The sequence below is a fragment of the Streptomyces sp. NBC_00448 genome, from assembly GCF_036014115.1.
Lineage (GTDB): Bacteria > Actinomycetota > Actinomycetes > Streptomycetales > Streptomycetaceae > Actinacidiphila.
Genome location: NZ_CP107913.1, coordinates 7,939,661 through 7,965,697 on the forward strand (window position 1 = coordinate 7,939,661; position 26,037 = coordinate 7,965,697).

Annotated in this window: 26 protein-coding genes; 13 read left to right on the forward strand and 13 right to left on the reverse strand. The window is 73.8% G+C overall.

From position 1 onward, the window contains the following. Window positions 1-39 precede the first annotated feature (39 nt). Together lysA and OG370_RS34280 are read right to left on the reverse strand one after the other, a co-directional pair. Window positions 40-1,401, reverse strand: coding sequence for a diaminopimelate decarboxylase (gene lysA / locus OG370_RS34275; protein WP_443060800.1), 1,362 nt, complete (start codon window positions 1,399-1,401; stop codon window positions 40-42). 149 nt (window positions 1,402-1,550) lie between these two features. Further along, the gene (locus OG370_RS34280; protein ID WP_328471169.1) at window positions 1,551-1,871 is read right to left on the reverse strand and encodes a hypothetical protein; all 321 of its coding nucleotides are present in this window, start codon (window positions 1,869-1,871) and stop codon (window positions 1,551-1,553) included. Between OG370_RS34280 and OG370_RS34285 the strand changes: the two genes are divergently transcribed. Beyond that, on the forward strand, window positions 1,870-2,271 hold the full coding sequence (locus tag OG370_RS34285; RefSeq protein ID WP_328471171.1) for a DUF4232 domain-containing protein: 402 nt from the start codon (window positions 1,870-1,872) through the stop codon (window positions 2,269-2,271). The two genes, OG370_RS34280 and OG370_RS34285, sit on opposite strands and share 2 nt — an antisense overlap. 124 nt (window positions 2,272-2,395) lie before the next feature. Here OG370_RS34285 and OG370_RS34290 read toward each other — a convergent pair whose 3' ends face one another. The 4 genes from OG370_RS34290 to OG370_RS34305 all read right to left on the reverse strand — a co-directional run bounded on the left by OG370_RS34290 (window position 2,396) and on the right by OG370_RS34305 (window position 6,342). Then, window positions 2,396-2,602: a hypothetical protein gene (locus tag OG370_RS34290; protein ID WP_328471173.1), complete on the reverse strand. Its 207-nt coding sequence runs from the start codon at window positions 2,600-2,602 to the stop codon at window positions 2,396-2,398. Continuing rightward, a complete protein-coding gene (locus OG370_RS34295) occupies window positions 2,599-3,390 on the reverse strand; it encodes a COG4280 domain-containing protein (RefSeq protein ID WP_328471175.1) in 792 nt (263 codons plus the stop codon). Before OG370_RS34295 ends, OG370_RS34290 begins: the two co-directional genes overlap by 4 nt. Window positions 3,391-3,537: 147 nt before the next feature. Continuing rightward, complete coding sequence (locus tag OG370_RS34300) at window positions 3,538-5,619, reverse strand: FAD-binding protein (protein WP_328471177.1); 2,082 nt, start codon at window positions 5,617-5,619, stop codon at window positions 3,538-3,540. Window positions 5,620-5,622: 3 nt separating this feature from the next. Continuing rightward, window positions 5,623-6,342 carry a VIT1/CCC1 transporter family protein gene (locus tag OG370_RS34305; protein WP_328471179.1) on the reverse strand — a complete coding sequence of 240 codons (720 nt, stop codon included), beginning with the start codon at window positions 6,340-6,342 and terminating at the stop codon, window positions 5,623-5,625. Window positions 6,343-6,591: 249 nt separating this feature from the next. Between OG370_RS34305 and OG370_RS34310 the strand changes: the two genes are divergently transcribed. Then, window positions 6,592-8,274, forward strand: a complete 1,683-nt coding sequence (locus OG370_RS34310) for a M14 family metallopeptidase (RefSeq protein WP_328471181.1) — start codon at window positions 6,592-6,594, stop codon at window positions 8,272-8,274. A gap of 166 nt (window positions 8,275-8,440) precedes the next feature. On the opposite strand, the gene OG370_RS34315 is transcribed toward OG370_RS34310, so the two are convergent. The 3 genes from OG370_RS34315 to OG370_RS34325 all read right to left on the reverse strand — a co-directional run bounded on the left by OG370_RS34315 (window position 8,441) and on the right by OG370_RS34325 (window position 12,446). Beyond that, window positions 8,441-10,006, reverse strand: coding sequence for an amidohydrolase (locus OG370_RS34315; protein ID WP_328471183.1), 1,566 nt, complete (start codon window positions 10,004-10,006; stop codon window positions 8,441-8,443). Continuing rightward, window positions 9,999-10,646: an FMN-binding negative transcriptional regulator gene (locus tag OG370_RS34320; protein WP_328471185.1), complete on the reverse strand. Its 648-nt coding sequence runs from the start codon at window positions 10,644-10,646 to the stop codon at window positions 9,999-10,001. Before OG370_RS34320 ends, OG370_RS34315 begins: the two co-directional genes overlap by 8 nt. A 153-nt stretch (window positions 10,647-10,799) precedes the next feature. Further along, complete coding sequence (locus OG370_RS34325; RefSeq protein WP_328471186.1) at window positions 10,800-12,446, reverse strand: PucR family transcriptional regulator; 1,647 nt, start codon at window positions 12,444-12,446, stop codon at window positions 10,800-10,802. 403 nt (window positions 12,447-12,849) lie between these two features. On the opposite strand from OG370_RS34325, the gene OG370_RS34330 reads away from it, so the two are divergent. The 7 genes from OG370_RS34330 (at window position 12,850) to OG370_RS34360 (ending at window position 19,736) form a co-directional block, all read left to right on the forward strand. Further along, complete coding sequence (locus OG370_RS34330; protein ID WP_328471188.1) at window positions 12,850-14,421, forward strand: peptide ABC transporter substrate-binding protein; 1,572 nt, start codon at window positions 12,850-12,852, stop codon at window positions 14,419-14,421. Between the two features lie 36 nt (window positions 14,422-14,457). Beyond that, window positions 14,458-15,387 carry an ABC transporter permease gene (locus tag OG370_RS34335; RefSeq protein WP_328471190.1) on the forward strand — a complete coding sequence of 310 codons (930 nt, stop codon included), beginning with the start codon at window positions 14,458-14,460 and terminating at the stop codon, window positions 15,385-15,387. Continuing rightward, window positions 15,380-16,315 (forward strand): ABC transporter permease, encoded by a 936-nt coding sequence (locus OG370_RS34340; protein WP_328471192.1) that lies wholly within the window; start codon window positions 15,380-15,382, stop codon window positions 16,313-16,315. Before OG370_RS34335 ends, OG370_RS34340 begins: the two co-directional genes overlap by 8 nt. Next, window positions 16,312-17,367, forward strand: a complete 1,056-nt coding sequence (locus OG370_RS34345; protein ID WP_328471194.1) for an ABC transporter ATP-binding protein — start codon at window positions 16,312-16,314, stop codon at window positions 17,365-17,367. The genes OG370_RS34340 and OG370_RS34345 overlap by 4 nt, the downstream gene beginning before the upstream one ends. Next, complete coding sequence (locus OG370_RS34350; RefSeq protein ID WP_328471196.1) at window positions 17,364-18,368, forward strand: ABC transporter ATP-binding protein; 1,005 nt, start codon at window positions 17,364-17,366, stop codon at window positions 18,366-18,368. The genes OG370_RS34345 and OG370_RS34350 overlap by 4 nt, the downstream gene beginning before the upstream one ends. A gap of 214 nt (window positions 18,369-18,582) precedes the next feature. Beyond that, a complete protein-coding gene (locus OG370_RS34355) occupies window positions 18,583-19,446 on the forward strand; it encodes an isocitrate lyase/PEP mutase family protein (RefSeq protein WP_328471198.1) in 864 nt (287 codons plus the stop codon). Continuing rightward, on the forward strand, window positions 19,443-19,736 hold the full coding sequence (locus OG370_RS34360; protein WP_328471201.1) for a hypothetical protein: 294 nt from the start codon (window positions 19,443-19,445) through the stop codon (window positions 19,734-19,736). The genes OG370_RS34355 and OG370_RS34360 overlap by 4 nt, the downstream gene beginning before the upstream one ends. Window positions 19,737-19,855: 119 nt before the next feature. Here OG370_RS34360 and OG370_RS34365 read toward each other — a convergent pair whose 3' ends face one another. The 4 genes from OG370_RS34365 to OG370_RS34380 all read right to left on the reverse strand — a co-directional run bounded on the left by OG370_RS34365 (window position 19,856) and on the right by OG370_RS34380 (window position 21,732). Continuing rightward, window positions 19,856-20,281 (reverse strand): Fur family transcriptional regulator, encoded by a 426-nt coding sequence (locus OG370_RS34365; protein ID WP_328471203.1) that lies wholly within the window; start codon window positions 20,279-20,281, stop codon window positions 19,856-19,858. Window positions 20,282-20,360: 79 nt separating this feature from the next. Then, window positions 20,361-20,666 carry an ArsR/SmtB family transcription factor gene (locus OG370_RS34370; protein ID WP_328471205.1) on the reverse strand — a complete coding sequence of 102 codons (306 nt, stop codon included), beginning with the start codon at window positions 20,664-20,666 and terminating at the stop codon, window positions 20,361-20,363. A gap of 111 nt (window positions 20,667-20,777) precedes the next feature. Further along, window positions 20,778-21,080: a hypothetical protein gene (locus OG370_RS34375; protein WP_328471207.1), complete on the reverse strand. Its 303-nt coding sequence runs from the start codon at window positions 21,078-21,080 to the stop codon at window positions 20,778-20,780. Between the two features lie 142 nt (window positions 21,081-21,222). Next, window positions 21,223-21,732, reverse strand: a complete 510-nt coding sequence (locus OG370_RS34380; RefSeq protein WP_328471209.1) for a hypothetical protein — start codon at window positions 21,730-21,732, stop codon at window positions 21,223-21,225. 292 nt (window positions 21,733-22,024) lie between these two features. On the opposite strand from OG370_RS34380, the gene OG370_RS34385 reads away from it, so the two are divergent. The 4 genes from OG370_RS34385 to OG370_RS34400 all read left to right on the forward strand — a co-directional run bounded on the left by OG370_RS34385 (window position 22,025) and on the right by OG370_RS34400 (window position 25,947). Next, window positions 22,025-23,008 (forward strand): metal ABC transporter solute-binding protein, Zn/Mn family, encoded by a 984-nt coding sequence (locus OG370_RS34385; protein WP_328471211.1) that lies wholly within the window; start codon window positions 22,025-22,027, stop codon window positions 23,006-23,008. A 305-nt stretch (window positions 23,009-23,313) separates the two neighbouring features. After that, on the forward strand, window positions 23,314-24,141 hold the full coding sequence (locus tag OG370_RS34390; protein ID WP_328471213.1) for a metal ABC transporter ATP-binding protein: 828 nt from the start codon (window positions 23,314-23,316) through the stop codon (window positions 24,139-24,141). Beyond that, a complete protein-coding gene (locus tag OG370_RS34395; RefSeq protein WP_328471215.1) occupies window positions 24,128-25,084 on the forward strand; it encodes a metal ABC transporter permease in 957 nt (318 codons plus the stop codon). Before OG370_RS34390 ends, OG370_RS34395 begins: the two co-directional genes overlap by 14 nt. Next, window positions 25,081-25,947 carry a metal ABC transporter permease gene (locus tag OG370_RS34400; protein ID WP_328471217.1) on the forward strand — a complete coding sequence of 289 codons (867 nt, stop codon included), beginning with the start codon at window positions 25,081-25,083 and terminating at the stop codon, window positions 25,945-25,947. Before OG370_RS34395 ends, OG370_RS34400 begins: the two co-directional genes overlap by 4 nt. The last annotated feature ends 90 nt before the right edge of the window (window positions 25,948-26,037 follow it).

The following is a 26,037-nucleotide window of genomic DNA, read 5'->3' on the forward strand; positions in this document are numbered from 1 at the left end:
GCATCGCAGCGACAGTTCGCGTCGCGCGCGCAGCGCATGTCACACGAACAGGCTGAGCAGGTCCTCCTGCGTCTCGCGGCGGACCAGGGTCCGGGCCGCACCGTCGCGCACGGCGACCACCGGCGGCCGGGGGACCTGGTTGTAGTTGCCGGCCGCCGACCGCTGGTAGGCGCCGGAGCAGGGGATCGCGACCAGGTCGCCCGGCCGGATGTCGCCCGGCAGCTCGACCGAGTGCACCAGCACGTCCCCGCTCTCGCAGTGCTTGCCGACGATCGTGAACGTCCGCGGCGGGGCCTGACCGGCCCGGGAGGCGAGGACCGCGGTGTACGCGGCACCGTAGGTGGCCGGACGGGGGTTGTCGCTCATGCCGCCGTCGACGCTGACGTAGTGTCCCTTCACCGTGCCGACCTCGTAGACCGCGACCGTCGTCGGCGCGGCGATCGACCGGCCGGGCTCGACCGCCAGCCGCACGTCCTCGGGCACCGCCACCCGGAGCACGTCGGCGAGTTCGGCGGGTGTCGGGGCCGGCTCGCCGCCCGGGAGGTAGGGGACGCCGAGGCCGCCGCCGAGGTCCAGCCGGGCGATGCGGACCCCGTGCTCGGCCTCGACCTCCTTGAGGAAGCGCGCCATGCGCTCGGCCGCGGTGGTGAAGGAGCCGAGGTCGAAGATCTGCGAGCCGATGTGCGAGTGCAGGCCGACGAGTTCCAGGCCCGGCGTGGCCAGCACCCGGCGTACCGCCTCGGCCGCCTCGCCCGAGGCCATGGACAGCCCGAACTTGGTGTTCTCACCGCCCGTCGCCAACGCCGCGTGCGTGTCCGCGTCCACCCCCGGCTTCACCCGGATCATGACCGGCTGCCGGGCGCCGCCGGCCCGCACCAGGTCCGCCAGGCGCTCCAGTTCGTGGAAGGAGTCCACGACGATGCAGCCGATGCCCCACTCCACTGCGGCCCGGAGCTCGGCGACCGACTTGTTGTTGCCGTGGAAGACCACGCGCTCGGGAGGCATGCCCCCCAGCCGGGCCACCGCCAGCTCGCCGCCGGTGCACACGTCCAGCGACAGGCCCAGCTCCCGCAACCAGCCGACGAGGGCCGGGGCCAGGAACGCCTTGCCGCCGTAGTGGACGTCACCCGTCGGGAACGCGGCCGTCCATGCGGCGCACCGGGCCCGGAAGTCGTCCTCGTCGAGAACGTAGACCGGTGTACCGAAGCGCGCGGCGAGTTCACCGACCCCGATGCCGCCGACCCGCAGTTCGCCGTCCGTCCGACCGGCCGTACGCGGCCATACCTGATCCATCTCGTGGTAGCTGCCCATACGGCAGAAGCTAGGGACGGCAGCGCCGCCTGACGGGGCAGCGTCGAAGAACTGATTGCTCAGCATGCCGGCCGTGGGTGGAGGGCCCATGGGGGATGCGGCCGGCGCGTGGCGTGTGTCGCGATCATGATCCCTCCATGTCACGGGGTTGTCGCGGTCATGGCCGCGGGCAACCGGCTCGGGTGCCGCGGAACTCCATGAACGCAGAAGGGTCCGCACCGTGCGGGCCGGCATCCGATCTACGGAGTGGCAATGCGCAGCAGCAAGAGGCTCTCGGTCATCGCTCTGGTCGCCGTGGCCGCCGGACTGTCCTTGACGGCTTGCGGCCCCGACGACTCCAGCGCCTCCGGACCGACGTCGTCCGACACCGCCGGGGCGACCTCGTCGTCCAGCGACTCCGGCCAGACGTTGGCGCCCAGCTCCGCGCCCGGCCAGGACACCTCCTCCAGCGGCGGTTCCTCCAGCGGCTCCAACGGCGGTTCCACCGGCGGCAGCAGCACGGGCGGCGGCTCCGGCTCCTCGAACTCCGGGTCGGGGTCGGGGTCCGGCAGCATGTGCATGACCTCGAACCTCGCCATCTCCGCCGAGCACGGCATCTCGGGGGAGGGCATGGAACTGGTCCACCTCAAGAACACCGGTTCCGGCTCCTGCACGATGCACGGCTTCGCGGGTGTCGACCTGAAGAACGGCTCGGACTCCGTCAGCGTCCCGCGCCACAGCGGGGGCGACGTGCCCACCGTCAAGCTGGCCCCCGGCGAGGGGACCGACTTCGTCCTGTACTACCCCTTCAACAACAGCGGCGGCAGCGGCTACACGTTCACCACGATGGTCATCACGCCGCCCAACGAGACCCACTCCAAGACCGTCAGCGCGTCCATCAACGTCCCCGTCCAGAACCCCGACGACCAGGGCTCCGACTCCGGCAAGCTGTACCTGCTCGCGGTCGGCGGCGGCGAGTAGCCGCCTCTCGCGGGTCGCCCGCAGACGGGACGGCCGCACGCGGGACGGCCCGCACCTCGGACGTACGGCCTCAGGTGCCGGGGGCCGGGTCAGGGACGCGCATCCCTGCCCCGGCCCCCTCGCGTCAGCGGGCCGCCGCCACCGCGCGGCGCAGGGACAGGCCGAGCAGGACCGCGACCGCGACCGGCGGCAGCCACCAGGCGTTCACACCGGCGCCGTGCACCAGGCCGGCGGTCGCGCCCAGCGCCACCACCACCCCGACCGCGACCCGCCAGTCGTCGCCGACGACGAAGTCGTACCAGAACAGCGCGAACGAGCGAATCCACTTCACGGCATGCTTCCCTTCGCCGCCGGAGCCGGCGGAACGGTGGTGGCCGCGGCAGGGGGTGCCGCGGTGTCGGTGCGGCGCAGCAGCGCGGCGGTGCCGAGGCCGAGCAGCGCGATGACCGGCACGAGGACCAGCAGGGCCGCGTCGGCGCCGGGCCAGTCGACCCCGGCGCCCTCGGCGGACCAGAAGACGCCGAAGGCGGTGAGCATGATGCCGACGGCGAACTTCATCGAGTTCTCCGGCACCCGGGCCAGCGGCGCGCGGACCGCGAGGCCGACACCGGTGACCGCGACCACCGCGGCCGCCGCGCCGAGCGCCGCCAGCGGCACGCTGCCCTGGTTGTTGCCGAAGGTCACGACGATGAAGGCGACTTCGAGCCCTTCGAGGAAGACCCCCTTGAAGGACAGGGTGAAGGCGTACCAGTCGGTGACGATGCCGCGTCCTCCGCCCGCCGCGGCGCCGGCCGCCGCGACCTCCTTGGCGTAGGCGCCGGCCTCGTCGTGCAGGGCCTTGTGGCCGGAGGCGCGCAGGATGGCCTTGCGGAGCCACTGGAGCCCGAAGACCAGCAGCAGAGCGCCCACCACCAGTCGCAGCGCCTCGAAGGGGATCATCCCGATCGCGGGGCCGAGCGCGGCGACCACGATCGCGAGGGTGACCAGCGCCGCCGCGCTGCCTTGCAGCGCCGAGCGCCAGTTCCGGCTGGTGCCGGCGGCCAGCACGATGGTCAGCGCCTCGACCGCTTCGACGGCACACGCCAGGAAGACGGTGAGAACGAGGACGAGGCCGCTCATGGACGACCACCTCCGCGTGGGTGGGCACGGGTGGTGAGGGGGCAGGGCATCACGGTTGGCTCCATGGTTCGGGCCCCGGTACGGGGCGGATGGGACGGAAAGAGCAGGGGGCATCGGGCCGGTGGCCGCTGCTGAAGGCGACGGGCCTCAGACGGTGCTGGCCTCGGGCGTGGACGCGGCGGCCGGCACCCGCGTGAACGCGGCGGTCAGCGCGGGCAGGACGTCCCGCCAGTCGGCCACGATGCCGATGTCGCAGTGGGCGAACACCGCCGCGTCCGGATCGCGGTTGACCGCGAGGACGGTGTGCGCGCGCTCCACACCGGCCAGGTGGTGCGGGCTGCCGGAGACGCCGAGCGCCACGTACAGCCGCGGGGCGATGTTCCGCCCGGTGACGCCCAGTTGGCGGCAGTGCGGCAGGGCGCCGGCGTCGGTCACCTTGCGGGTCGCGGCGAACTCCGCGCCGAGCAGGGCCCGCAGCGGCTCGACCTCCGCGTAGTGGTCCGGAGCGACGCCCGCGCCCAGGCCGATGACCGTGGCCGCACGCTCGACCGCGTCGAAGTCGTCCTCGGTGCGCCGGTCCGAGCGCCGCAGCAGCGGATCGGCCGGCACGTCCAGCGTCACGACGGGGATCGGGGCGGTGATCTGGGCGGTGATCCGGGTGGGGCTCGCGACGGGGCCGGCCTGCCCGGCCCGCACGGTCAGCGAGCCGGTCCGCAACGTGGCGATCTGCGGGACACCGTCGCTGCCGACCTCGGCGAGCGTGCCGTTGCCCGACGGCTTGCCGCCCACCAGGCGGAGCCGGCCGCGGGCGTCGGGGTGTACCGACGTGGCGGTCAGGTCGGAGAGCAGCCCGGCGTCCAGGTGCACCGCGAGGCGGGCCAGGACCTCGCGGTCCCAGGCGGAGGCGCCGCCCAGCACGGCCCAGGGCGAGCGGGAGCCGCGCAGCCGGCCGGCGAGCGCCGCCGCGGCGGGGCGGGGGTCGCCGCCGGTGAGCCGCAGTGCCGCGTCGGCGCCCCAGTCGCGGAGTTGTTCCGGGTCCGCGGCCGGCGTGACGGCCAGCACGTGGCCGCCGATCCGCCGCGCGATCCTCGCGGCCTCGCCGATCAGCGCCCGCCCGCCCGTCTCGGGGCTGCCGGTCACCGCGAGGACGGCGGGCCCGGGGAGGCCGGCGGGGTACGGGTCCGCCGCCCGGCGGGTGACGGCCGTACGCCCGGGTCCGCCGGCGGTCGCGGACGGCGCCGCGGGATCGGGTGCCGAGACGCCGACAACCGCGACGCCGGTTGCCGCAACACCCTTTGCCGCGAGGCCGGTTGCCGCCGCCGGGCCGAGCCGGTCGGCAACGGGACGCCCCGGCCCGGCGGTTCCCGCGTACGTACCGGCCTCGACGGCCGAGGAGCCGCCGGAGCCGTCGGCCGCCGCCAACCGTGCGGTGATCAGCGCGACGGCCTGTGCGGCCTGTTCCGCCGGGCTGCCAGACACGAGCACCGGGCGGCGGGTCGCCGCCACACGCTCCACCCGGTGCACCCGGGTGGGACTCGCGGCCCCCGGCTGGGCGCCGGTCAACTGATCCAGCGTCAGGACGCGGATCTGCGGCGCGGCGGGCCAGGCGGCCGGCGGGGCCTTCGCCGGCCGGCAGGAGCGCTCCGCCACCGCGAGCGCGGCGGGCAGCGCCAGTTCGGCGGTCTCGGTGACCGCGTCGAGCTGGAGTACGGCGCGCAGCCCGTCACCGCCGACCGCCTCGATCGACAGCGCCGGCCCGGCGAACGGCAGGCCGAGCAGCGCGGCGACCATCGGCCCGACCGCGCCGGTGCCGCCGTCCAGCGTGCTGTGCCCCGTCAGCACCAGGTCCACCGGGCCCAGGCTCCGTACGGCGGCGGCCAGGGCCTTCGCGGTGACCAGGGTGTCCGCGCCCGCGAGCGCCGGGTCGCACACGTGCAGGCCCTCGTCCGCGCCGCAGGCCAGCGCCTCGCGCAGGACGTCGGCGGCGGCGGGCGGCCCCATCGTGACGACCGTGGTGCGGCCGCCGCTGCCCCGGCCGAGTTGCACCGCGCGGGTCACCGCACGGCGGCACCACGGGTTGAGCTCCATCGCGAAACCGTCCCTGCGCAGGCGCCCGCTGTCGTCCAGGTCGCCCGGGTGGTCGCCGAGCGGCACCTGCTTGACCAGCGCCACCGCGTGCAGCGGGCGGTGGTACGCGGCCTCGCCCCACGGGCTGTCCGTCGTCGCCATCGGTCAGGACACCCCCGTGCCGACCAGCAGCCCGACCCCGAAGGTCACCGCGGCCGACAGCCCGCCGAGCACGAGTTGCCGGCTCGCGCCGAACCACCCGGAGCGCGCGGTGAGTTTCGCGGTCAGCGCGCCGGTGACGACCAGCCCCGCCGAACTGGCGAGCAGCGCGGGCACCAGGCCGGACGCGCCGAGCACGAACGGCAGCAGCGGGACCAGGGCGCCCAGCGCGAAGGCGGCGAACGAGGACCCCGCCGCCGACCAGGGGGAGGGCAGGTCGTCCGGGTCGACGCCCAGCTCCTCGCGTACGTGCACGCGCCAGGCGACGTCGGGCTCGGCGGTCAGCGCCCGGGCGACCTCCTCGGCCAGCTCCTGCCGTACGCCCTTCGCCTGGTAGGCCAGGGTCAGTTCGCGCAGTTCCCCGGCCGGGTTGGTGGCCAGTTCGTGCTGCTCGCGGGCGATCTCGGCCTGCGCCAGCTCGTTCTGGGACGACACCGAGACGAACTCGCCGGTGGCCATCGAGCAGGCCCCGGCGGTGAGGCCGGCCAGACCGGTGAGCAGGACGGTGTGGGTGCCGGCGCCGCCGCCGACGACGCCGGCGACCAGGGCGAAGTTCGACACCAGGCCGTCCACCACGCCGAAGGTCGCCGGTCGCAGCCAGCCGCCGGTCACATCGCGGTGCTGATGGTGGATCTCGGCCGTGCCGAGGTCCGCTGTCGCAGTCATGCGCGGGTCCAATCTCGGCCGGGGGGAGTGCCCTACCCGGCCCGGCCGGCAAACAGGGAGAATGACCACGGTCATTCGCGTGCTCGGGTCATGGAGCACTGTGGCCGCCGGGCCGGTCCCCCGTGATTGGCGGCGGACGAGAACTCGGCCGGGAAACATTGGCCGCCCGCCCAAAGCACCGGGCGCGGGCCGCGCGCAGACTGGCCGCGCTTGCCAGGCTGCCGCCGTGCGATTGCGAGGACTCGCCCCATGATCCGCCCGCTGATGTTCGACAGGTTCTACGTCCACGACGAGTTGACCGCGCTGCTGCGGGACTGGGCCGACGGCCGTCCCGACCTCGCGGCGCTGGAGAGCGTGGGCCGCTCGTGGGAGGGCCGCGACATCTGGCTGGTCACTCTCACCAACACCGCGACCGGCCCGGCCGACGAGAAGCCGGCCCACTTCGTCGAGGCGGGCATCCACGGCACCGAGTGGTCGTCCTGCTTCGCGGCCCTGCACCTGGTGCACCGGCTGCTGACCGGCTACGGGACCGACGAGCGGGTGACCAGGCTGCTGGACACCCGCGCGGTCTACGTCGTCCCGCGGCTCAACCCGGACGGGCACGAACACGCCATGGCCGAGGGCCGTTTCATCCGCTCCAGCGTGCGCCCGCACCCGAGCCCGGACGCCGATCCGGGCCTGCAACTGCGGGACGTCGACGGCGACGGCCGGGCGCTGTTCATGCGGGTGCGCGACGCCGACGGGCCGTGGAAGACCCACCCCGACGAGCCCCGGCTGCTGGTGCCGCGCGAACCCGACGAGGTCGGCGGCGACTACTTCCGGCTCTTCCAGGAGGGCGACATCACCGGCTACCGCGGCGACGTCGTCGAGGTCGCGGAACCGGTCGAGGGCCTGGACCTGGGCCAGAACCTGCCGACCGACTGGGAGGCGGCGCCCGCGCTGCCGCGCAACGCCGGGCCGTTCCCCGGCTCCGAGCCCGAGACGCAGGCGGTGCTGCGCGCCGTCACCGACCGTCCGAACATCACCGGTTGGGTCACCTGCCACACCTTCGGCGGCCTGCACCTGTGCCCGCCGATGAACGCCGGCATCCGGCTGGCCGGCCCCGACCAGCATGTCTACGACGTGTTCGGCGCCAAGGCGGCCGAGCTGACCGGGTACGACGTCATGTCCTTCCAGGACCTGAAGCACGACCCGGCCGCCGACTTCCGCGGCGGCCAACTGGGCTGGTACTACCACCAGTTGGGCATCTTCGCCTGGATCACGGAGTTCTGGAGCCCGCAGCGGGCGGCCGGCATCGAGTCGTACCACGCCTCGCGCTGGCTGATCGACCACCCAGTGGAGGACGACCTGCGGATGATCAAGTGGAGCGACGCCGAACTCGACGGCAAGGGCTTCGTCTCCTGGTACCCCTTCACGCACCCGCAGCTCGGACCGGTGGAGCTGGGCGGCTGGGACATGATCAACTACTGGTACAACCCGCCGATGGACCGAATCGAGGCCGAAGTCGCCCCGCACACCGAGTGGGTGATCTTCCAGGCCCTGGCCTCGCCGCGGATCGAGGTGCGCCGGCTGACCGCGACCCGGCTCGCGCCGGACGTGCACCGGGTCCGGCTGGTCGTCGGCAACACCGGCTGGCTGCCCACGTACGTCACCAGGACCGCGCTCGAGCGCGGGGTGGCGGGGGAGCTGTCCGCGGAGATCACGCTGCCCGACGGCGCGGAACCGGTCACCGGCGAGCGCGTCGAACGCCTCGGCCAGCTGGAGGGCAGGAGCGGCACCCTGTCGTCCACCACCTGGTGGGGGCATGACCCGGGCACCCCCGACCTGACCGCGGTGGAGTGGACGGTCCGGGCCCCCGCGGGGACCGTCGTCGCCGTCACCGCCCGGCACCCCCGTGCGGGCACCGCCCGCGCCGAGGTTCAACTCGGCTGACCGCCCACCGCGTCGGGCGGGTGAACGGGCCAGGGGCCGCGGGACCATGTCCCGCGGCCCCTCCGTCATGCTGCCCGGCGCCACACCCGGCGGTGCGCGACAGGCGGACAGCCGCCCGGTGGATGCCACCGGACGGCCGCTGTTCCCGCCCCCTCCCGCCCGGTCGCTACCCGGCCGGCGCCGGCGCCGGCAGCGGCTCCCGGTCGGCCCGGTAGGTGAACCGCCCAGCGAGCAGCGTGCAGAAGACCGGCATGGCGGGCAGGTCGTGCGGGGCCGGCAGGGCCGGGTCGTACTCGGTGACCACGAGGTCGGCGGGATCGCCCACGCGCAGCGCGCGGCGGCCCGCCGCGGCGGCGGCGAGCGCGTCGGGCACCCCGATCGCCTGCTCGGGGTGCCACTCGGGCCGCCCGTCCGCGCCGGTGCGGTGCACCGCCGCGGCGATGCCCGGCCACGGGTCGAGCGGCGAGACCGGCGCGTCCGAGCCGATCTGCAACCGCGCGCCGGCCCGCGCGAGGTCGGCGTAGGCGAACGACCGCTCGGTGCGGCCGGCCCAGTGGCGGTCGGCGATGTCGCGGTCGTCCGCGGCGTGCGCGGGCTGGACGCCGAGCACGAGCCCCGGCCGGGCGAAGCGGGGCAGGTCGGCCCGGTCGATCAACTGGGCGTGCTCGATCCGGCCGGGGCAGCCGACCTCCTCGAAGGCGTCCAGCGCGATGGTGTTGGCCCGGTCGCCGATGGCGTGCACGGCACTGTGGATGCCGTGCCGCGCCGCGTACGCCATCAGCCGCCGCAACTCGGCCGGTTCGGTCTGGAGGATGCCGTACTCCTGCCCGGCTGCGGTCACCCCGGGATAGGGCTCGTTGCACAGCGCGGTACGGGTGTTGAGCGAGCCGTCGACGAAGAGCTTCAGCGGCCCCATCCGCACCATGCCGCCGGTGCCCGGCAGCCGGTCGCCGGTGCGCAGGCCCAGGGATATGGCCTGGTCCAGGTAGGCCGGGTAGACGGCGCAGGCGACCCGGGTGTCCAGCGGCTGCCGGCCGGCCCTGCGGGTCCAGTCGGCGACGTTGTCGGCGTACTCGAAGTCCAGCAGGCCGACCACGCCGCGCGCCGCCGCCGCCCGGAGCGCGTCGGCGACCCAGCGGTCGACGACCGCCGGATCGGCCGCGCTGAGCCGGGCCACCGCGTCCAGGCAGTCCGCCTCGCGCAGCACCCCGGTCGGGTGGCCGTGCACGCCGAGGCGGTGCAGCGCGGCCTGGTTGAGCCACGCGGTGTGCAGGTCGTTGCTGACCAGGGCGACGGCCTGGCCCGAGCCGTCGGACCAGGCGAGCAGCGCGGGCTCCGGGCGGTCGGGCCACAACCCGTCACGGAAGCCGAAACCGATCAGCGGCTCGTCCGGGGCCCGTTGCCCGGCACCCGCGGCTTCGGCCATCGTCCGGGCCGCCTCGGCGGCGGACCCGGCGCCCGACAGGTCGACCCGGCGCCGCGCGCTGGCCCACTGCACCATGTGCACGTGCGCGTCCCACAGCCCCGGCAGCACCGTACGCCCGCCGGCGTCCACCACCTCGTCCGCGGTCCGCGCCAGCGCGTCGGGGGCCTCGGGGGTGAGGGCGGCGATCCGGCCGCCGTCGATCATCAGGTGCGCGAGCGGCCCGCCGGAGCCGAGCCGGACATCGCGCAGCAGCACGCGGGCGGCCTGCCCCGCGGCCGTCCCGGTGGCGGTCTGCGGTTCAGTCACCGGGCACCAGCACCCGACGCATCGCCGCGGCCAGGGCCGGGTTGCCGTGCGGGCCGCCGTCCTCCAGGGCCTCGACCACCCGCCGCGCGACCTCGTACGGCTTGTCCTGGCTGAGCTTGTGCTTGCCGACCACCCGGCTGGGCCGCAGCCGGAAGGCCGTGGTGTACGGGGCGATCTCCCGCGCGTAGTCCGCCACGGTGTCCAGCCGCCACGGCTCCGGCCGGTCGGCCTCGAAGTGCTCCACGGTGCGCTCCAGCACCCGGTAGCCCGCCGCGCCCTCCAGCACGGTGGGCCGCCCGTGCAGGTGCGCGACGACGAAGTTCCAGGTCGGCACGTACGGTCCGGCGCGGTAGCTGCTCGGCGAGACGTAGCCGCAGGGTCCCTCGACGATCACCACCACGTCGTGCGCGCCCAGTTCGTGCAGCTCGGCGTCGGCCCTGGCCAGGTGCCCCACGATCGTCAGATCGCCCCCGCCACCGTCCCCGCCCTCGTCCGGTTCCGGGTCGGGGATCACCGGCAGATGGGAGACCACCGGGCCGCCCCGGCCGGTGGCGCTGACCAGGGTCGCCCAACCGTGGCCCGCGACCAGTTCACGTAGTCGTACCGGGTCGGTCAGGGCGTAGATCGGTTGTTCCAGCATGGGTTCCCCATCGGCTCGGCTGCGTTGTCCGGGCGACGGTATGCGCGGGGAGGGGGTCAGGAAATCGTGCGGCCCGTGCAATTGAGCCGGGGGGCGTTGTCGGCGCGGACAGCGGCAGCGCGCCGGGGGCGTCGGCGCGGCGCGCTGCCGCTGTCACCCGGAGATCTGGTGCAGCCGCAGTTGCAGCCAGACCACGAGCCGGGTGTCGGGGTCGTCCAGGTCGAGGTCGAAGAGCTCCTGGATGCGGCGGACCCGGTAGCGCAGGGTGTTCTCGTGCACGGCCAGCCGTGCCGCCGCCGGAATCGCCTCGCCGAAGGCGTCCAGATATGCCAGCAGCGACTGGGCGTACGTGGTGGAGTGCTGCGCGTCGTGCGCGATGATCCGCTGCACGGGGCCCGGCGGCAGGTCGACCGACGGGGCGCCGCGCTCGGTCAGCTCCATCAGCGTCACCCGGCTGCGGACGTCGGTGACCGTGGCGATCGTGGGCGCCTGCGGGCTGCCGGTCAGCGCCCGCAGCACCCGGTCCGCGACGCGCCGGCCGGCCGGCACCTCGCCGAGCCGGGCCGCGGGCACCCCGATGCCGACGTGCAGGGCCAGGCCCGCGCTGCGCTGCACCGTGCTGACCACGTTCTCGGCGAACTTCACCACCCGCCGCTCGGCGCCCGGGTCGGTCCTGGTCGGGAGCAGGGCGTAGACCAGGCCGCCGGTCGTCGTGCACAGCGCCTGCGGATGCCACGCCTCGCAGTACAGACCGACCAGGTCGACGATCCGGGCGCCGCCGAGACCGGGCATCTCCTCGGGTGCGGCCTGCGCGAACGCCACCACCGTACTGGTGGTGTCCTCCGCGATGCCCAGCTGCGCCGCCGCCGTACGCCCCGACACCGCGCCGTCCAGCAGCGACGCCAGCGCCTCGCCGCGGCTCCACCGGTCCGGGTCCCGGTGGCTGCGGGCCCGCAGCAGATGCAGCGCGGTGACCTTCGCGGCCTCCTCCAGCGCGGTCTCCGCGCCCTCGCCGAGCGGCGGGTTGCCGTCCAGCGCCCACAGCAGGCCGAGCAGTTGCGGCCCGGCGCGCACCGCGACCGCCAGCCGGTCGACGTGCTTGGTGTCGGGGATGTCGAAGCGCACGGGCCGGTCGGCGCGGATGACCCGGTGGTACTCGTCGAGGTTGGTCGGGCGGTCCGGGGTCTGCCGGCCCAGGATGCCCTGCCGCCGGATCTCGTCGATCTCCTGATGCGGCAGGTTGGAGTAGGCCAGCACGTGGCCGAGCGGGTCCTCGATGGTGATCGCCCCGCCGACCTGGTAGGCGATCGCGTTGGCCAGCGGGAACAGGTCGCCCATGCCGATCGAGGTGTACGTGTCCTGGGCCGGCCCGGACGCGCTGGTCGCGGCGGTGACCAGCGCGTCGAAGTGCCGCCACGGCATGTCGTCGGGGATCACCAGCAGGGCGACGCCCGCGGCGCCGGCCACCGCGGTGGCCGCCGCCAGGTCGCCGCCGCGGGACTTGACGACGACCGCGCTGTAGCGGGCGGCGCCGGCCTGCCGGATCGCGTCGAGGCAGTCCTCGCGCTCCGGCGAGCCGCCCACGACCAGCAGCACGCCGTCGGCCTGTCCCGGCACCGGCTCGCACAGGTCGTGGACGACCTGCCGGCCGATGAGGACGTCCTCACTCTGCGGTGCGCACTCGACCTGGAGCACCAGCGGACCCAGGTGCTCGCGCAGGCGGCGCAGCGTCGTGCCCGCGGGCTCGTCGCGCGCTGTCGAGCCGGTGACCTGCGAGGAGGGACGGGAAGTGCTCGGCATCGCCACATCATAGGCACCCCTGGCAAGCCCCGGCCGGATCGCGCCCCGGTGACGTAACGCAGTCGCCGTCGGGGGACGGGAGGGATGTGTGGGGCACTCCGCGGGCGCATTCGGCGAGTATCCGGGCACACCCGGCGGGCAGCCGGGCGCACCAGGCATCGCCCGGGGAGCGGCCCCGGGCGGTACGGCATGTGCGCCGAGACAAAGCGGCCGCGGCGTTTTTGCCCGCTCCGATAAAGCTGCCGCCTCGGTAAGGGGGCCAGTCTCGGCTCACCCGAAAACCAGACCGCGCCTGGAGGTACCCGAGATGACTCCGCCACGACCAGGACGTGTCACCCGGTCAGGACGTCTCAGTCGGCCAGGACGTGCCGGCCGGCCGGGACGCGCCGGCCGCAGAACCGCGGTGGCCCTGTGCGCGGTCGGCGCGCTGGCCGCCGTGAGCGCCTGCGGCGGGGGAGGGACGCAGGCCGGCGGCGCGACAGCCGACGGCGGCTCCTACTCGATCGGCGTTCCGACCTGGTACATCGCCCATCTCACCCCCGGCCGGGCCGGGTTCAGCGGTGTCGCGGACGCCATCTGGACCCCGCTGACCCAGGTCGACCGCAGCGGCAAGGTCGTCGACGCCGTCGCCAGGTCGGTGCGCTCCACCGACCAGCGGCACTGGACCATCACCCTGAAGTCCGGGTGGAAGTTCCAGAACGGCGAGCCGGTCACCGCGCAGTCCTTCGCCGACTCCTGGAACGCCGCCGCCTACGCGCCCAACACCATGGCCAACGGCTACCTGTTCGCCGGCATCGAGGGCTACGCCGCGCTCAACCCGCCCGACGGCAAACCCACCACCGACAAGCTCTCCGGCGTGCGGGTGACCGGCACCGACACCCTCGAGGTGACCCTGACCCGGCCGCTGTCGACGTTCCCCTACGTGCTGGCCGGCACCGCCTTCGCCCCGATGCCCAAGGCCGCCTTCAAGAACCTCGCCGGCTACGACCGGCTCCCGATCGGCAACGGCCCCTACCAGGTCGCGGCGCCCGGACTGGCCCCCGGCGGGCAGCAGATCACCCTCAAGCGCTTCGACGGCTACCCGGGTGCCAAGGGCCACGCGGCGCAGATCACCGTCAAGACCTACCAGACCGACGCCACCGCGTTCACCAGCTTCCGCTCCGGCGCCGTCGACATCGCCACGGCCAGTGGCAACGACCTGTCGACGGCGAGCCGGACGTACGCCGCGCAGCTCGTCACCTCGCCCACCGCCGCCGTGGAGTACCTCGGCTTCCCGCTGTGGGACCGCCGGTTCGCCGACCTGCGGGTGCGGCAGGCGTTCTCGCTGGCCATCGACCGCAAGGCGATCGTCGACTCGCTGCTCCAGGGCCATGCCCAGCCCGCCGCGGGCATCGCCCCCGACGTGATCGCCGGCGGGGGCGGCACCGACTGCGCCGCCTGCGGCTACGACCCCGCCAGGGCACGGCAGTTGCTGGCTGCCGCGGGCGGCTGGCACGGCTCGCTGACCCTGTGGACCAAGCAGGAACCCGAGTCCCAGACCGTCCTGGAGGCGATCGTCAACCAGCTGCGTACCAACCTCGGCATCACCTCCATCTCGCTGAAGGTCCAGCCGACCGACCAGATCTACCCCAACCTGCTGGCGCACAAGACCACCGGACCGTTCCTGCTCTACATGGGCGCGGCCTACCCGAACATCTACTCCCAGGACGACCAGCTCTTCGGCAGCAGCTCCGGCACCAACGTCACCGGCTACAAGAGCGCCGGCTTCGACGCCCTGATGGACAAGGCCGCGGCCGCCACCACGACCGCCGACGGGCTGCGGTTCGCCCGGCAGGCCGGCCGCACCGCGATGGCGGACCTGCCGCTGGCCCCGCTGTACTACCCGGTCAGCGGCGCCGTGCACGCGAAACGGCTCTCCGGGGTCCGGCTGGGCTACCTCGGCGACGTCGACCTCTCCTCGGTCACCGTCCGATGAGCGCGGCCGGCCGCGCCGCGCCGCGAGGGGGCCGGTGTGGGTAGCTACCTGCTGCGCCGCGTGCTGCTGATGGTCCCGGTGCTGGTGGGCACGACCTTCGTCATCTACGCCGCGGTCTACGCGCTGCCCGGCGACCCGGTCCAGTCGCTGGCCGGCCCCGGCCACGTGGTGACCCCCGCGACGGCCGCGGCGATCAGGGCGCACTACCACCTCGACGACCCGTTCCTCGTGCAGTACTGGCACTACGTCACCGGCCTGGCGCACGGCGACTTCGGCATCGACCTGAACAACACGCCGGTCTCCGCGGTGATCACCGCGAGCTGGCCGATCACGGTCAAACTCGCGGCCCTGACCTGGGTCATCGAGGCGGTCGCCGGGATCGCGCTGGGCTGCCTGGCCGCGCTGCGGGCCGGCCGGCCCAGCGACCTGGCGGTGCTCGGCGGGTCCAGCCTGATCCTCGGCGTGCCGTACTTCATCACCGCCTACGTGGCGCAGAACCTGCTCGGGGTGAAGCTCGGCTGGTTCCCGGTGTCCGGCACCGACGCGGGCTGGCCGCTGAGTTACCTGGTGCCCGCGCTGTGCCTGGCGCTGCTCGGAGTGCCGGAGATCTCCCGGCTGACCCGGGCGAGCATCCTGGAGAACCTCGGGGCGGACTTCGTCGTCACCGCGACCGCCAAGGGACTCAGCGGCACCCGCGTGCTGCTGCGGCACGTGCTGCGCACCTCGCTGGTGCCCGTGGTGTCCATGCTCGGGACCAACCTGGGCTACCTGCTGTCGGGGACGATCCTGATCGAGGGCATCTTCAACCTGCCGGGCCTGGGCTACCAGGTCTTCCAGAGCGTGCAGCAGCACGACGGCCCCACCGTCGTGGGCATCAGCACCCTGCTCGTGCTGGTCTTCCTATTCGTCAACCTGGTCGTGGACCTGCTCTACGGCGTGCTCGACCCGAGGATTCGCCTTGACTAGCGCCCTGCGGAGGAGGACCTCCGCCGACACCGGGCCCGACGCCCCCGCCCCTTCCCCCGACGCCCCCGCCCCCGGCGGACCTGCCGACCGCGGCACCCTGCGGCGCCTGCTGCGCCGCCCGCGCTTCTTCCTCCCGCTGTCCGTCGTCGTGCTGCTGTGCGCCATGGCGGCCGTGCCGTCGGCCTTCGCCGGCTGGTTCGGGCACGGCGATCCGCACCAGTGCTCCCTGGCGCACAGCGGGCAAGGGCCCACCGCGGGCCATCCGTTCGGCTACGACGTGCAGGGCTGCGACCTCTACAGCAACGTCATCCACGGTGCCCGCGACTCCCTCAGCATCGGCCTGCTGACCACCGCGCTCACCCTGGTCGTCGCCGTCGTCCTCGGCTCGGTCGCCGGATACTTCGGCGGCCTCCTCGACCTGCTGGTCAGCCGGCTGATGGACGTCTTCTTCGGCTTCCCCATGCTGGTCGGGATGATCGTGGTGCTGGAGACCTTCAGCGTGCACAGCATCCTGAGCGTCTCGCTGGTCCTCGCGCTCTTCTCCTGGCCGGTGCTCACCCGGATCATGCGCTCCTCGGTGCTCGCCGTGCGCGGCCTGGACTACGTCACCGCCGCCCGTGAACTGGGCGCGGGCCCGCTGCGGATCATGCTGCGGCACGCCGTTCCCAACGCGATCATGCCGGTGGCGGTGCTGACCAGCATCAACATCGGCGGGGTGATCACCGCGGAGGCGTCGCTGACCTTCCTCGGTGTCGGCCTGACCGCCCCCGCGATCTCCTGGGGCGTCCAACTCAACACCGCGCAGCAGTACTTCACCACCCACCCGGGTCTGCTGCTGTTCCCCGCCCTGTTCCTGTCCCTGGCCGTGCTCAGCTTCGTCCTGCTGGGCGACTGCCTGCGCGACGCGTTCGACCCGAGGCTGCGATGACCACCATCGAAGACCCGCCCACCGCCCGGACCCATCCGCTCGCCCGGTTCCCCGGATACGATCCCGCCGCGCCCCCGCTGGAAGTCGTCGACCTGCGGGTGGCCTTCGCCGGCCGGACCGGGCGGCCCGGCGCCGGCAGCGTCGTGGTCGACGGCGTCGGCTACCGCACCGAGCCCGGCAGGACGCTGGCCGTGGTCGGCGAGTCGGGCTGCGGCAAGAGCCTGACGGCGCGCGCGGTCATGGGCATCCTGCCGCCGGGCGCGGCCGTCACCGGCGGATCGATCCTGCTGCACGGCATCGACCTGCTGCGACTCGACCGGCGCGCGCTGCGGAAGATCCGCGGCCGGCACATCGCCATGGTCTTCCAGGACGCGCTGTCCGCGCTCAACCCGGTGCTGCCGGTCGGCTTCCAGATCGCCGAGGTCTTCCGCGCCCACCGCGGCCTGAGCCGCCGTCAGGCGGCCCGGGAGGCGGTGGCCATGCTCGACCGGGTGCGCATCGCCGACGCCGCCCGGCGCGCCGGCCACTACCCGCACCAGTTCTCCGGCGGCATGCGGCAACGGGTCATGATCGCCATGGCCCTCGCCCTCACCCCCGAGGTCCTGATCGCCGACGAGCCCACCACCGCTCTCGACGTGACCGTGCAGGCGCAGATCCTGGAACTGCTCGCCGACCTCCAGGCCGAACACGCCATCAGCCTGGTGCTGATCAGCCACGACATGGGCATCGTCGCCAACGCGGCCGACCGCGTGGTGGTGATGTACGCGGGCCGGGTCGCCGAGCAGGCACCGGCCGGCGACCTCTACCGCAGCCCGGCCCACCCGTACACCCGGGCGCTGCTGGACGCGATCCCGCGGCGCGGCTCGCGCGGCCGCCCGCTCGCCGTCCTGGAGGGCGCGCCGCCGGACCCGGCCGCGATGCCGGACGGCTGCGCGTTCCGGGCCCGCTGCCGGTACGCGGGCGAGGCGTGCGCGGTCGCCCCGCCGCACCACGGCGTCGCCCCCCTGCACACCAGCGCCTGCCACCACTGGAAGGAGGTGGTCGGCGGATGACCGGCGCACCGCTGATCCTCGAAGTCCGCGACCTGGTCAAGCAGGTGCCGGTCGGCGGCGGACTGCTGCGGCGCGGGACGGGGCAGGTCAGGACCGTCGACCGGGTGAACCTGGAGCTGCGCCGCGGCGAGACCCTGGGCCTTGTCGGCGAGTCCGGGTGCGGCAAGTCCAGCCTCGCGCGGCTGCTCACGGCCGTCGACCGGCCGTCCTCGGGTGAGATCCGGCTGATGGGCGAGCGACTCGACGCGTTGCGCGGCAGTCGGCTGCGGGCCGCCCGACGGCACATCAAGCTGGTCTTCCAGGACCCCTTCGCGTCCCTCGACCCGCGGATGACCGTCGAGGCGATCGTCCGCGAGCCGTACCTGATCCACCGGGACGCCGCCCCGCGCGGCGAGCACCGTCGGCTGGTCCGCGAACTGCTGGAACTCGTCGGCCTCAACCCCGACCACGCCGGCCGCTACCCGCACCAGTTCTCCGGCGGGCAGCGCCAGCGCATCGCCATCGCCCGCGCGCTGGCGCTGCGCCCGGAGATCCTGGTGTGCGACGAGCCGGTCTCCGCCCTCGACGTCTCCGTACAGGCCCAGATCGTCAACCTGTTCACCTCGCTCCAGCGCGAACTGGGCATCGCCTATGTCTTCATCGCCCACGACCTGTCCGTGGTCGAGCACATCGCGGACCGGGTCGCGGTGATGTACCTCGGCAGGATCGTCGAGGAGGGCACGGCCGAGGAGGTGTACGACCGCCCCCGGCACCCGTACACCGACGCGCTGCTGTCCGCCGTCCCCGACCCGGTCCCCGATCCGTCCCGCACCTCCACCCGGGTGGTGCTCCACGGCGACGTGCCGAGCCCGCTCGATCCGCCCGCGGGCTGCCGCTTCCACACCCGCTGCCCGCACGCGGCCCCCGAGTGCGCCACCCACGAACCACCCCTGCGCGCCCCGGACCCGCCGGCCGTCGCCCACGCGGCAGCCTGCCACTTCCCGCTGCACACGGCTCCCTGAGGTGCGCGGGGGCGGGTGCCGCCATACGGCCCGCGGCCGGCGCTTCCGTGACGTTTCTGCGGTGAACGGGTTAGTCCGCGTGAGTGACTAAAGGCCCAGTCATCTATGAATCAAGACTCGGCACCGGAACCATCCTCTTTTGGTAAAGGGTCCCCATATCGGGACGGCCCGGGCCGCGCCCGTTCAGAGGGCGCCACCATCCAAGGGAGTCACGTTGAGCTACGGAAACAAGTTGCGTGCGCAGATCGCCGCGCCGGGCACGACGCCGTTGATCGGCGTCTACGACATGTACTCGGCGTCGCTGGCCGCCGAGCACTTCGACGGGATGTTCGTCTCCGGCTTCGGGTTCGCCGCGTCGTACTACGGCCTGCCCGACATCGGGTTCATCGCCTGGCCGGACATGGTGGGCTTCGTGCAGCGGCTGCGCGGCGCCTTCCCCCAGCAGCACCTGCTGGTGGACATCGACGACGGTTACGTCGACCCGGAGGTGGCGTGCCATGTCGTGGAGGGACTGGAGCGGATCGGGGCCTCCGGGGTGATCCTGGAGGACCAGAAGCGTCCCCGCCGCTGCGGGCACGCCGACGGCAAGCAGGTACTGCCGTTGGAGGAGTACCTGGAGAAGCTGGAGATGGTGCTGGCGACCCGCCGGGACCTGGTCGTGGTGGCGCGCACGGACGCGACGGAGGAGAAGGACATCCTGCGCCGCGCCGAGCGCCTCGCGGCGACCGACGCCGATGTCGTCCTGGTGGACGGGGTCCGCAGCGTGGAGTGGATCAGGCGGATTCGCGAGGCGGTCGGCAGCAAGCCCCTGCTGTTCAACCAGATCGCCGGCGGCAAGTCCCCGCGGCTGTCGCTGAGCGAGCTCACCGAGCTCGGCATGGACGTGGCGATCTACAGCACGCCGTGCCTGTTCGCGGCGCACGCGGCGGTGGGTGCGGCGCTCGTCGACCTCAAGGCCGCCGACGGACGCCTGCCGGTCGTCGACGAGGTGGAGGGGATCGGCGTCGCGGCGTCCACCCGGCTGCTGGAGCGGAACATCGCCCGCCACCACCCCGACGTCGAGCTGGCCGGCGTATGAGCCGGGGTGCGAACGCGGCTCTCCCGGGGTCGCGGGCGCGTTCGCGGGCGCGGGCGGTGCTGCTGCTCACCGTGGCGGCGCTGGCCTGCGGCGCGGCGCCCGCGGTGGCCGACGGAAGTCCGATCACCGTCCTGGACAACTCGCACTCCGACTCGATCCTTGAGGTCGACCGGACGGCCAACGTCCAGACCGGTCACGGCGATGCCGGCAGTGACCACGACGGCAGCGCGGTCGACGCCCTGGAGGTCCTCTTCGGCGGGGGCCACCCGGGCGGGGACGGTGACGACTGAGCGGACGGGCGAGCGGCCGGCGTGCCGCGACCCGTACGCCGCGGGCTCCGGGCGAGTGCTCCCCGGGGCCCGCGGTACGCCCGGCGAACCGCGGGTCGGCGGCGTCCCGCGGGTGGGCACTACTTCGGGGCGGGCCGCTCCGAAGCGCACCCGGCGCAGGTGCCGAAGATCTCCATCGTGTGCACGATGTCGACGAAGCCGTGCTCCGTGGCGATCGCGTCGGCCCACCGCTCCACCGCGGGCCCCTCGACCTCGACCGTTCGTCCGCAGGAGCGGCAGACCAGATGGTGGTGGTGGCCGTCCTCGGAGCACCGGCGGTAGACGGACTCGCCGTCGCCGGTGCGCAGCATGTCCACTTCCCCCGCCTCGGCGAGGGACTGCAGGGTCCGGTAGACGGTGGTCAGGCCCACCGACTCGCCGCGCAGCTTCAGGATGTTGTGCAGGTCCTGCGCGCTGCGGAACTCCTCGACCTCGTCCAGGGCGGCGGACACGGCGGTGCGCTGCCGGGTCGAGCGGCCGCGGACGGACTGTCCGGCTGCGCTCACGGATCTTCCCTCCGGTGGATGTGGGGTGTGCTCGGTGGGTTCGGTGGCGGTGGTGGCCGGAGAAGCGCCGGCCGGCCGTTCACTCCTCGACATGCCGGATCGCGTCGAGCACGATGTGCGCGACGTGCTCGTCGACCAGGGTGTACTCGACCTCGCGGGCCTGGCGGTGGGTCGCCACGATGCGTGACGTGCGCAGAACGCGCAGGTGCTGCGAGACCAGGGGCTGGTTGACCCCGAGGGCGGCGACGAGTTCGTGGACCCGCTTGCCGCCGGTGGACAGCTCGCGCACGATGCCCATCCGTACGGGGGACGCCAGGGCCCGGAGCAGCTCGCTGGCCGCCCGCAGGGCCAGGGTCGGGTCGTCCGGGTGCACGGGAACCGTCATATGCAAAACCTAACATATGAGAATGGGTCCCATGTAGGGCGTCGGACGGGGCCGGGGCGGGCCCGGGGTGAGGTCCGGACGGGGCCTGGGCGGACCTGGGTGGGCCGGTGCTCAGTGCTCGTCCCAGTGCCCTTCGTGGGCGGCGTGCCGGTGCCCGTCGTGCACGTAGTCGGTGTGCCCCTCGTGCGGCACCGCGACATGGCCGCAGCCGGGGCCGTGCTCGTGGGTGTGCCCCTTGTGCTCGGTGTGCTGCCCGGTTGCGCACTCGTCGGCGTGGCCGTCGTGGCTCCGGTGCAGATGTCCGTCGTGCACGTAGTCGGTGTGGTCGCCGTGCGGTACGGCGACATGGCCGCATCCCGTGCCGTGGACGTGCTCGTGATCGGTGTGCGGCCGGTGCTCGGTCGAGGTGGTCATGCTGCCACTCCTCGTCTGGTAACGGAATCCGGGTCGGATTCCGGTGTCGGGCAGGCGCGATCGCGCTCTTATGGCGACATTAACATATGGCAATGTACGCATGTATCGAGGTCGCGAGCGCGCCGCCGTCGAGGTCGGGCCGTCATGCGACCCGCGTCGCCGTACGTGGTCCCGCGGTCAGCAGCACCGCCACCAGCGCGTGGCTGCTGTCGAACTGCCAGACGGAGCCGGCCTGGCCGAACCCGGCGGCCCGCAGCAGGCGCACATGGTGGGACGGCGGCAGATTGCTGTCCTTGGTGCCGGGGACGGCCGCGGCGCGCCGGCGGCGTTCCGCGACGAGTTCGGCGAACGCCGGGTCGTCCGCGACCGCGCTCCACCACTCGTCCCAGTCCTCGTGGTCGAAGGCCCGCCGCCGTTCGGCGTGCAGCCGCCCGATGCGGGCGCGGATCTCGCTCGGCCCCGCGGGTTCCGGCGCGAAGTGCTCGCCGTCGACCAACGCCCCGCCCGAGCGCAGGAGTTCGCCGAGCTGCCGGTAGGCACGGCGCGGCAGCGGTTCGGGCGGGCGGTGCGGCGTGGTGGAGACGACCGCGTCGGCGGGCCGGGCCGGACCCAGGTCGCCGATCCACGTCTCGGACCCGATCGCCGCCTCCACGGAGCGGACGGCGGCCGCGGACCCGTGGCACTCGGGCGCCCTTCCGCCCCTCCGGAGCGGCCCGCGGCCGCCGCGCCCGACCCGGCCCTTCCCGCCACACACCGCTGTGACCAGCGGCGATGTGCCGACGGCGGGCTCCGGAGTCCGGACGGCAGAGCCAGAGGTCAAGATTCTGTAATGATTTTCATCTTGCCTTGGCTGAGGTGGGATTGGGATTCGTTTTCAATTACGGTGAGGGGGCCGCGGCCGATCGTGCCGCGGTCCTTGCCGGCACCGTACGAGGAGAACCGCCATGACCAGCCCCGTCGCCCGCAGTACGGCGCACCGCCGCCGCTACACGTTCGCCGCCGGCGGGATACTGGTCGCCGCCCTGGCGGCGACCAGTGCGTGCTCCACGAGTGCGAAGTCCTCCGGCGACGGCAAGTCCGGTGTCTCCGCCGGAGGTTCGGGCGGCGGCAAGGTCATCCGGGTGGTCGCGGCGGAGAACTTCTGGGGCAGCATCGCCGCGCAGATCGGCGGCAGCCATGTGAAGGTCACCAGCATCATCTCCAACCCCGACACCGACCCGCACGACTACGAGCCGACCGCCGGCGACGCGCGCACGGTCGCCACCGCCACGTACGCGATCGTCAACGGCATCGGCTACGACGCGTGGGCCGGCAAGCTGCTGGCGTCCAACCCCTCGGGGCAGCGCACGGAACTCGACGTGGGCGACCTGGTCGGGGTCGAGGACGGCGGCAACCCGCACCGCTGGTACTCACCGGACGACGTGCACAAGGTGATCGAGCGGATCACCGCCGACTACAAGAAGGCCGACCCCGCGGACGCCGGCTACTTCGACGCCCGGAAGGACACCTTCGAGACCAAGACGCTCGGGGAGTACAACAGCCTGGTCGCCGGCATCAAGGCGACGTACGCGGGCACCCCGATCGGCGCCTCGGAGTCGATCGTCAGCCCGCTCGCGGACGGCCTCGGCCTGAAGATGCTCACGCCGTACTCGTTCCTCAACGCGATCAGCGAGGGCTCCGACCCCACCGCGCAGGACAAGAACACCATCGACCACCAGATCGCCGCCAAGCAGATCGAGGTCTACGTCTACAACAGCCAGAACGCCACGCCCGACGTGCAGGCGCAGGTCAAGGCGGCCAGGGCGAAGGGCATCCCGGTCGCCACGGTCACCGAGACGCTCACCCCGGCGGGGGCGTCGTTCCAGCAGTGGCAGGTCACCGAGCTCAAGGGTCTCCAGCGGGCCCTGGCCGAAGCGACGGGCAAATAGCCGTGCGTCCGCTCACCAGACTCCGCGAGGCCGTCCGCCAGGGCGTGCCCGGTCCGCGTGACGGCGTGCCCGGTCCGCGTGACGGCGAGGCCGTTCGGCGTGACGGCGAGGCCGCCGGTTCGTGCGAGGGCTGCCCGCCCGGCCCGCGAGGAAACGTCCCGCCCGGTTCGCGGGGGGACGCCGCGCCCGGCCGGCGAGGAATCGTCCCGCCTGCTGCGCGGGGAAACGTCCCGCCCGCGGCGACGGCCGCCGACCACACGCTGCGGGCGGCCGCCGGCGGCACGCGGCCGCCGGACGGTCCCGCGGTGGTGTCCCTGCGGGACGCGGCCGTGCGGGTCGGCGGCCGCACCCTGTGGTCCCATGTCGAACTCGACATCGCGCCGGGGGAGTTCGTCGCCGTCCTGGGGCCCAACGGGGTCGGCAAGTCGACCCTGGTCAAGGCGATCCTGGGGCTGGTCCCGACGGCCGGCGGCAGCGTCACCGTCCTCGGCCGCGCGCCGGGCCGGCTCGCGCACCAGGTCGGCTACCTGCCGCAGCGGCGCAGCTTCGACGCCGGCCTGCGCATCCGCGGCGTGGACATCGTCCGGATGGGCTGGGACGGCGACCGCTGGGGGCTGGGGCGGCCGGGCTCGGCGCGTGCCGCCCGGGAACGGATCGCCCAGGTCATCGATCTGGTCGGCGCGTCGGCGTACGCGCACCGGCCGATCGGGCAGTGCTCCGGCGGCGAGCAGCAGCGGCTGCTGATCGCCCAGGCGCTGGTCAGGCAGCCCCGCCTGCTGCTGCTGGACGAGCCGCTGGACAGCCTCGACCTGCCCAACCAGGCGTCGGTGGCCGCCCTGATCGGCCGGATCTGCCGCGAGGAGAAGGTCAGCGTGGTGATGGTCGCCCATGACGCCAACCCGATCCTCGCGCACCTGGACCGGGTGGTGTACCTGGCCGAGGGCGGGGCGGTGGCCGGCACCCCGGACGAGGTCATCACCTCGCGGACCCTGACCCGCCTGTACCGGACGCCGATCGAGGTGCTGCGGACCTCCGACGGCCGGCTGGTCGTCGTCGGGCAGCCCGAGGCGCCCGCGGTGCACAGCGAACGCCACCCGCCGGCGGGGGAGGAGGAGTTCCGTGCTGATCGCTGACGCGGCGACCGACTGGTCCTGGAACCCGGTCGCCGACCTCCGGCAGATGTGGGCGTTCCCCTTCATGGTCAACGCCTTCCGGGCCGGCGCGATCGTGGCCGTGCTGGCCGGGGTGATCGGCTGGTACATGGTGCTGCGCCGGCAGAGTTTCGCCGGCCACACCCTGTCCACCGTGGCCTTCCCGGGCGCCGCCGGTGCCACCCTGCTGGGAGTCGGCGCGGTCTACGGCTACTTCACGTTCTGCGTCGGCGCCGCGCTGGTGATCGCCGCCATCCCGCGGGCCGGGGGGCACGAGTCCGGCCACGGGTCCGGCGGCGGCGAGGAGGCGGCGGTGACCGGAACCATCCAGGCGTTCCTGCTCGGCGCCGGATTCCTCTTCATCGCCCTCTACCAGGGGTTCCTCGGCGGCGTCGACGCCCTGCTGTTCGGCAGCTTCCTGGGCATCACGACGACCCAGGTGGAGGTGCTGGCCGCGGTGGGCGCGGCGGTGCTGCTGGTGCTGGCCGTCGTCGGGCGGCCGCTGCTGTTCGCCTCCGTCGACCCGGCGGTCGCCGCCGCCCGCGGCGTGCCGGTCCGGCTGCTGTCCACCGTCTTCCTCGTCGTGCTGGGCGCGGCGACGGCGGCGACCAGCCAGATCACCGGCGCGCTCCTGGTGTTCGCGCTGCTGGTGATGCCCGCCGCCACCGCGCAGAACCTGACCGCCCGGCCGGTCCTCGGCATCGCCGCGTCGGTGGGCATCGCGCTCGCCGTGACCTGGACCAGCCTGACCGTGGCCTACTACTCGCCGTACCCGATCGGATTCTGGGTGACCACCTTCGCCTTCGCCGCCTACGCGGCCAGTTGGGGAGTCCGCCTGCTGCGCGAGCGCCGCGGACGGGCGCCCGGCCGCGGGGCCGTGGCTGCCGCGGGCACGCCCGCGTGGACCTCGGGGAGCCTGCTGTGACCGTCCTCGCCTCCGGGTGGCCCGGCGCGCTCGGGCATCCCTTCTTCCTGCACGCGGCCCTGGCCGGGGCGGCCATCGCCGCCGCGTCCGGCATGGTCGGCTACTTCCTGGTGCTGCGCGCCCAGGTCTTCACCGGCGACGCGCTCAGCCACATGGCGTTCACCGGTTCGCTCGCCGCGCTGGCCGCCGGGGTCGACCTGCGGCTGGGGTTGTACGCCGCGACCATCGCCGTCGCCGTCCTGCTCGGCACCCTGTCCCGGTCCGGCCGGGCCGACGACGTCGCGATCGGCAGTGTCTTCGCCTGGATCACCGGCCTGGGCGCCTTCTTCCTCACCCTCTACACGACCTCCGGCGGCGCGGACAACGCCGGAGCAGGCGTCCGGGTGCTCTTCGGCTCCATCTTCGGGCTGTCGGCGGGCCAGGCCGGTACGGCCGCCGCCGTGGCGGCGGGGGTGTGCGCGGTGGTGCTCGCCGTCTTCCGGCTGCTGCTCTTCGCCTCCGTCGACGAGGCGGTCGCCGCGGCGCGGGGCGTGCCGGTACGGCTGCTGGGGTTCGGCTTCCTCGCGCTGGTCGGCGTCACCGCGGCCGAGGCCAGTCAGGCGGTCGGGTCGCTGCTGCTGCTCGGCCTGCTCGCCGCCCCGGCGGGCACCGCCCAGCGGCTGACCGACAACCCCGCGCGGGCGTTCGCGCTGTCCACGGTGCTCGCGGTCGCCGAGATGTGGGGCGGCCTGACCATCAGCTACGCGGTCCCGAAGATGCCGCCGAGCTTCGCGATCGTGGCGGTGGCCGCCGCGGTCTACGCGGCCGCGTTCGCCGTCGGGGCGCGCCGGCGGAACCCGGGCCCGCGCCTCGCCCGGGCCTGAACGGGAGGGGTCCGCGGAACGGGTCCGCGCTGAACGGGCGTGCATGGAACGGGTCCTCGCGGGCCGGGTCTTCGCGGGACCGGGCCCGTA

What these genes read in the sequence shown, in the direction of transcription:
- OG370_RS34370 (WP_328471205.1), bottom strand. Translation starts at nt 20,666, where the DNA reads ATGACGGTTCCCGTGCACCCGGACGACCCGACCCTGGCCCTGCGGGCG.
- OG370_RS34345 (WP_328471194.1), top strand. Translation starts at nt 16,312, where the DNA reads ATGACCACCATCGAAGACCCGCCCACCGCCCGGACCCATCCGCTCGCC.
- OG370_RS34360 (WP_328471201.1), top strand. Translation starts at nt 19,443, where the DNA reads ATGAGCCGGGGTGCGAACGCGGCTCTCCCGGGGTCGCGGGCGCGTTCG.
- OG370_RS34280 (WP_328471169.1), bottom strand. Translation starts at nt 1,871, where the DNA reads ATGCACATGCTGCCGGACCCCGACCCCGACCCGGAGTTCGAGGAGCCG.
- OG370_RS34325 (WP_328471186.1), bottom strand. Translation starts at nt 12,446, where the DNA reads ATGCCGAGCACTTCCCGTCCCTCCTCGCAGGTCACCGGCTCGACAGCG.
- OG370_RS34305 (WP_328471179.1), bottom strand. Translation starts at nt 6,342, where the DNA reads ATGACTGCGACAGCGGACCTCGGCACGGCCGAGATCCACCATCAGCAC.
- OG370_RS34285 (WP_328471171.1), top strand. Translation starts at nt 1,870, where the DNA reads ATGACCTCGAACCTCGCCATCTCCGCCGAGCACGGCATCTCGGGGGAG.
- OG370_RS34300 (WP_328471177.1), bottom strand. Translation starts at nt 5,619, where the DNA reads ATGGCGACGACGGACAGCCCGTGGGGCGAGGCCGCGTACCACCGCCCG.
- OG370_RS34385 (WP_328471211.1), top strand. Translation starts at nt 22,025, where the DNA reads ATGACCAGCCCCGTCGCCCGCAGTACGGCGCACCGCCGCCGCTACACG.
- OG370_RS34295 (WP_328471175.1), bottom strand. Translation starts at nt 3,390, where the DNA reads ATGAGCGGCCTCGTCCTCGTTCTCACCGTCTTCCTGGCGTGTGCCGTC.
- OG370_RS34320 (WP_328471185.1), bottom strand. Translation starts at nt 10,646, where the DNA reads ATGCTGGAACAACCGATCTACGCCCTGACCGACCCGGTACGACTACGT.
- OG370_RS34310 (WP_328471181.1), top strand. Translation starts at nt 6,592, where the DNA reads ATGATCCGCCCGCTGATGTTCGACAGGTTCTACGTCCACGACGAGTTG.
- OG370_RS34350 (WP_328471196.1), top strand. Translation starts at nt 17,364, where the DNA reads ATGACCGGCGCACCGCTGATCCTCGAAGTCCGCGACCTGGTCAAGCAG.
- OG370_RS34375 (WP_328471207.1), bottom strand. Translation starts at nt 21,080, where the DNA reads ATGACCACCTCGACCGAGCACCGGCCGCACACCGATCACGAGCACGTC.
- lysA (WP_443060800.1), bottom strand. Translation starts at nt 1,401, where the DNA reads ATGGGCCCTCCACCCACGGCCGGCATGCTGAGCAATCAGTTCTTCGAC.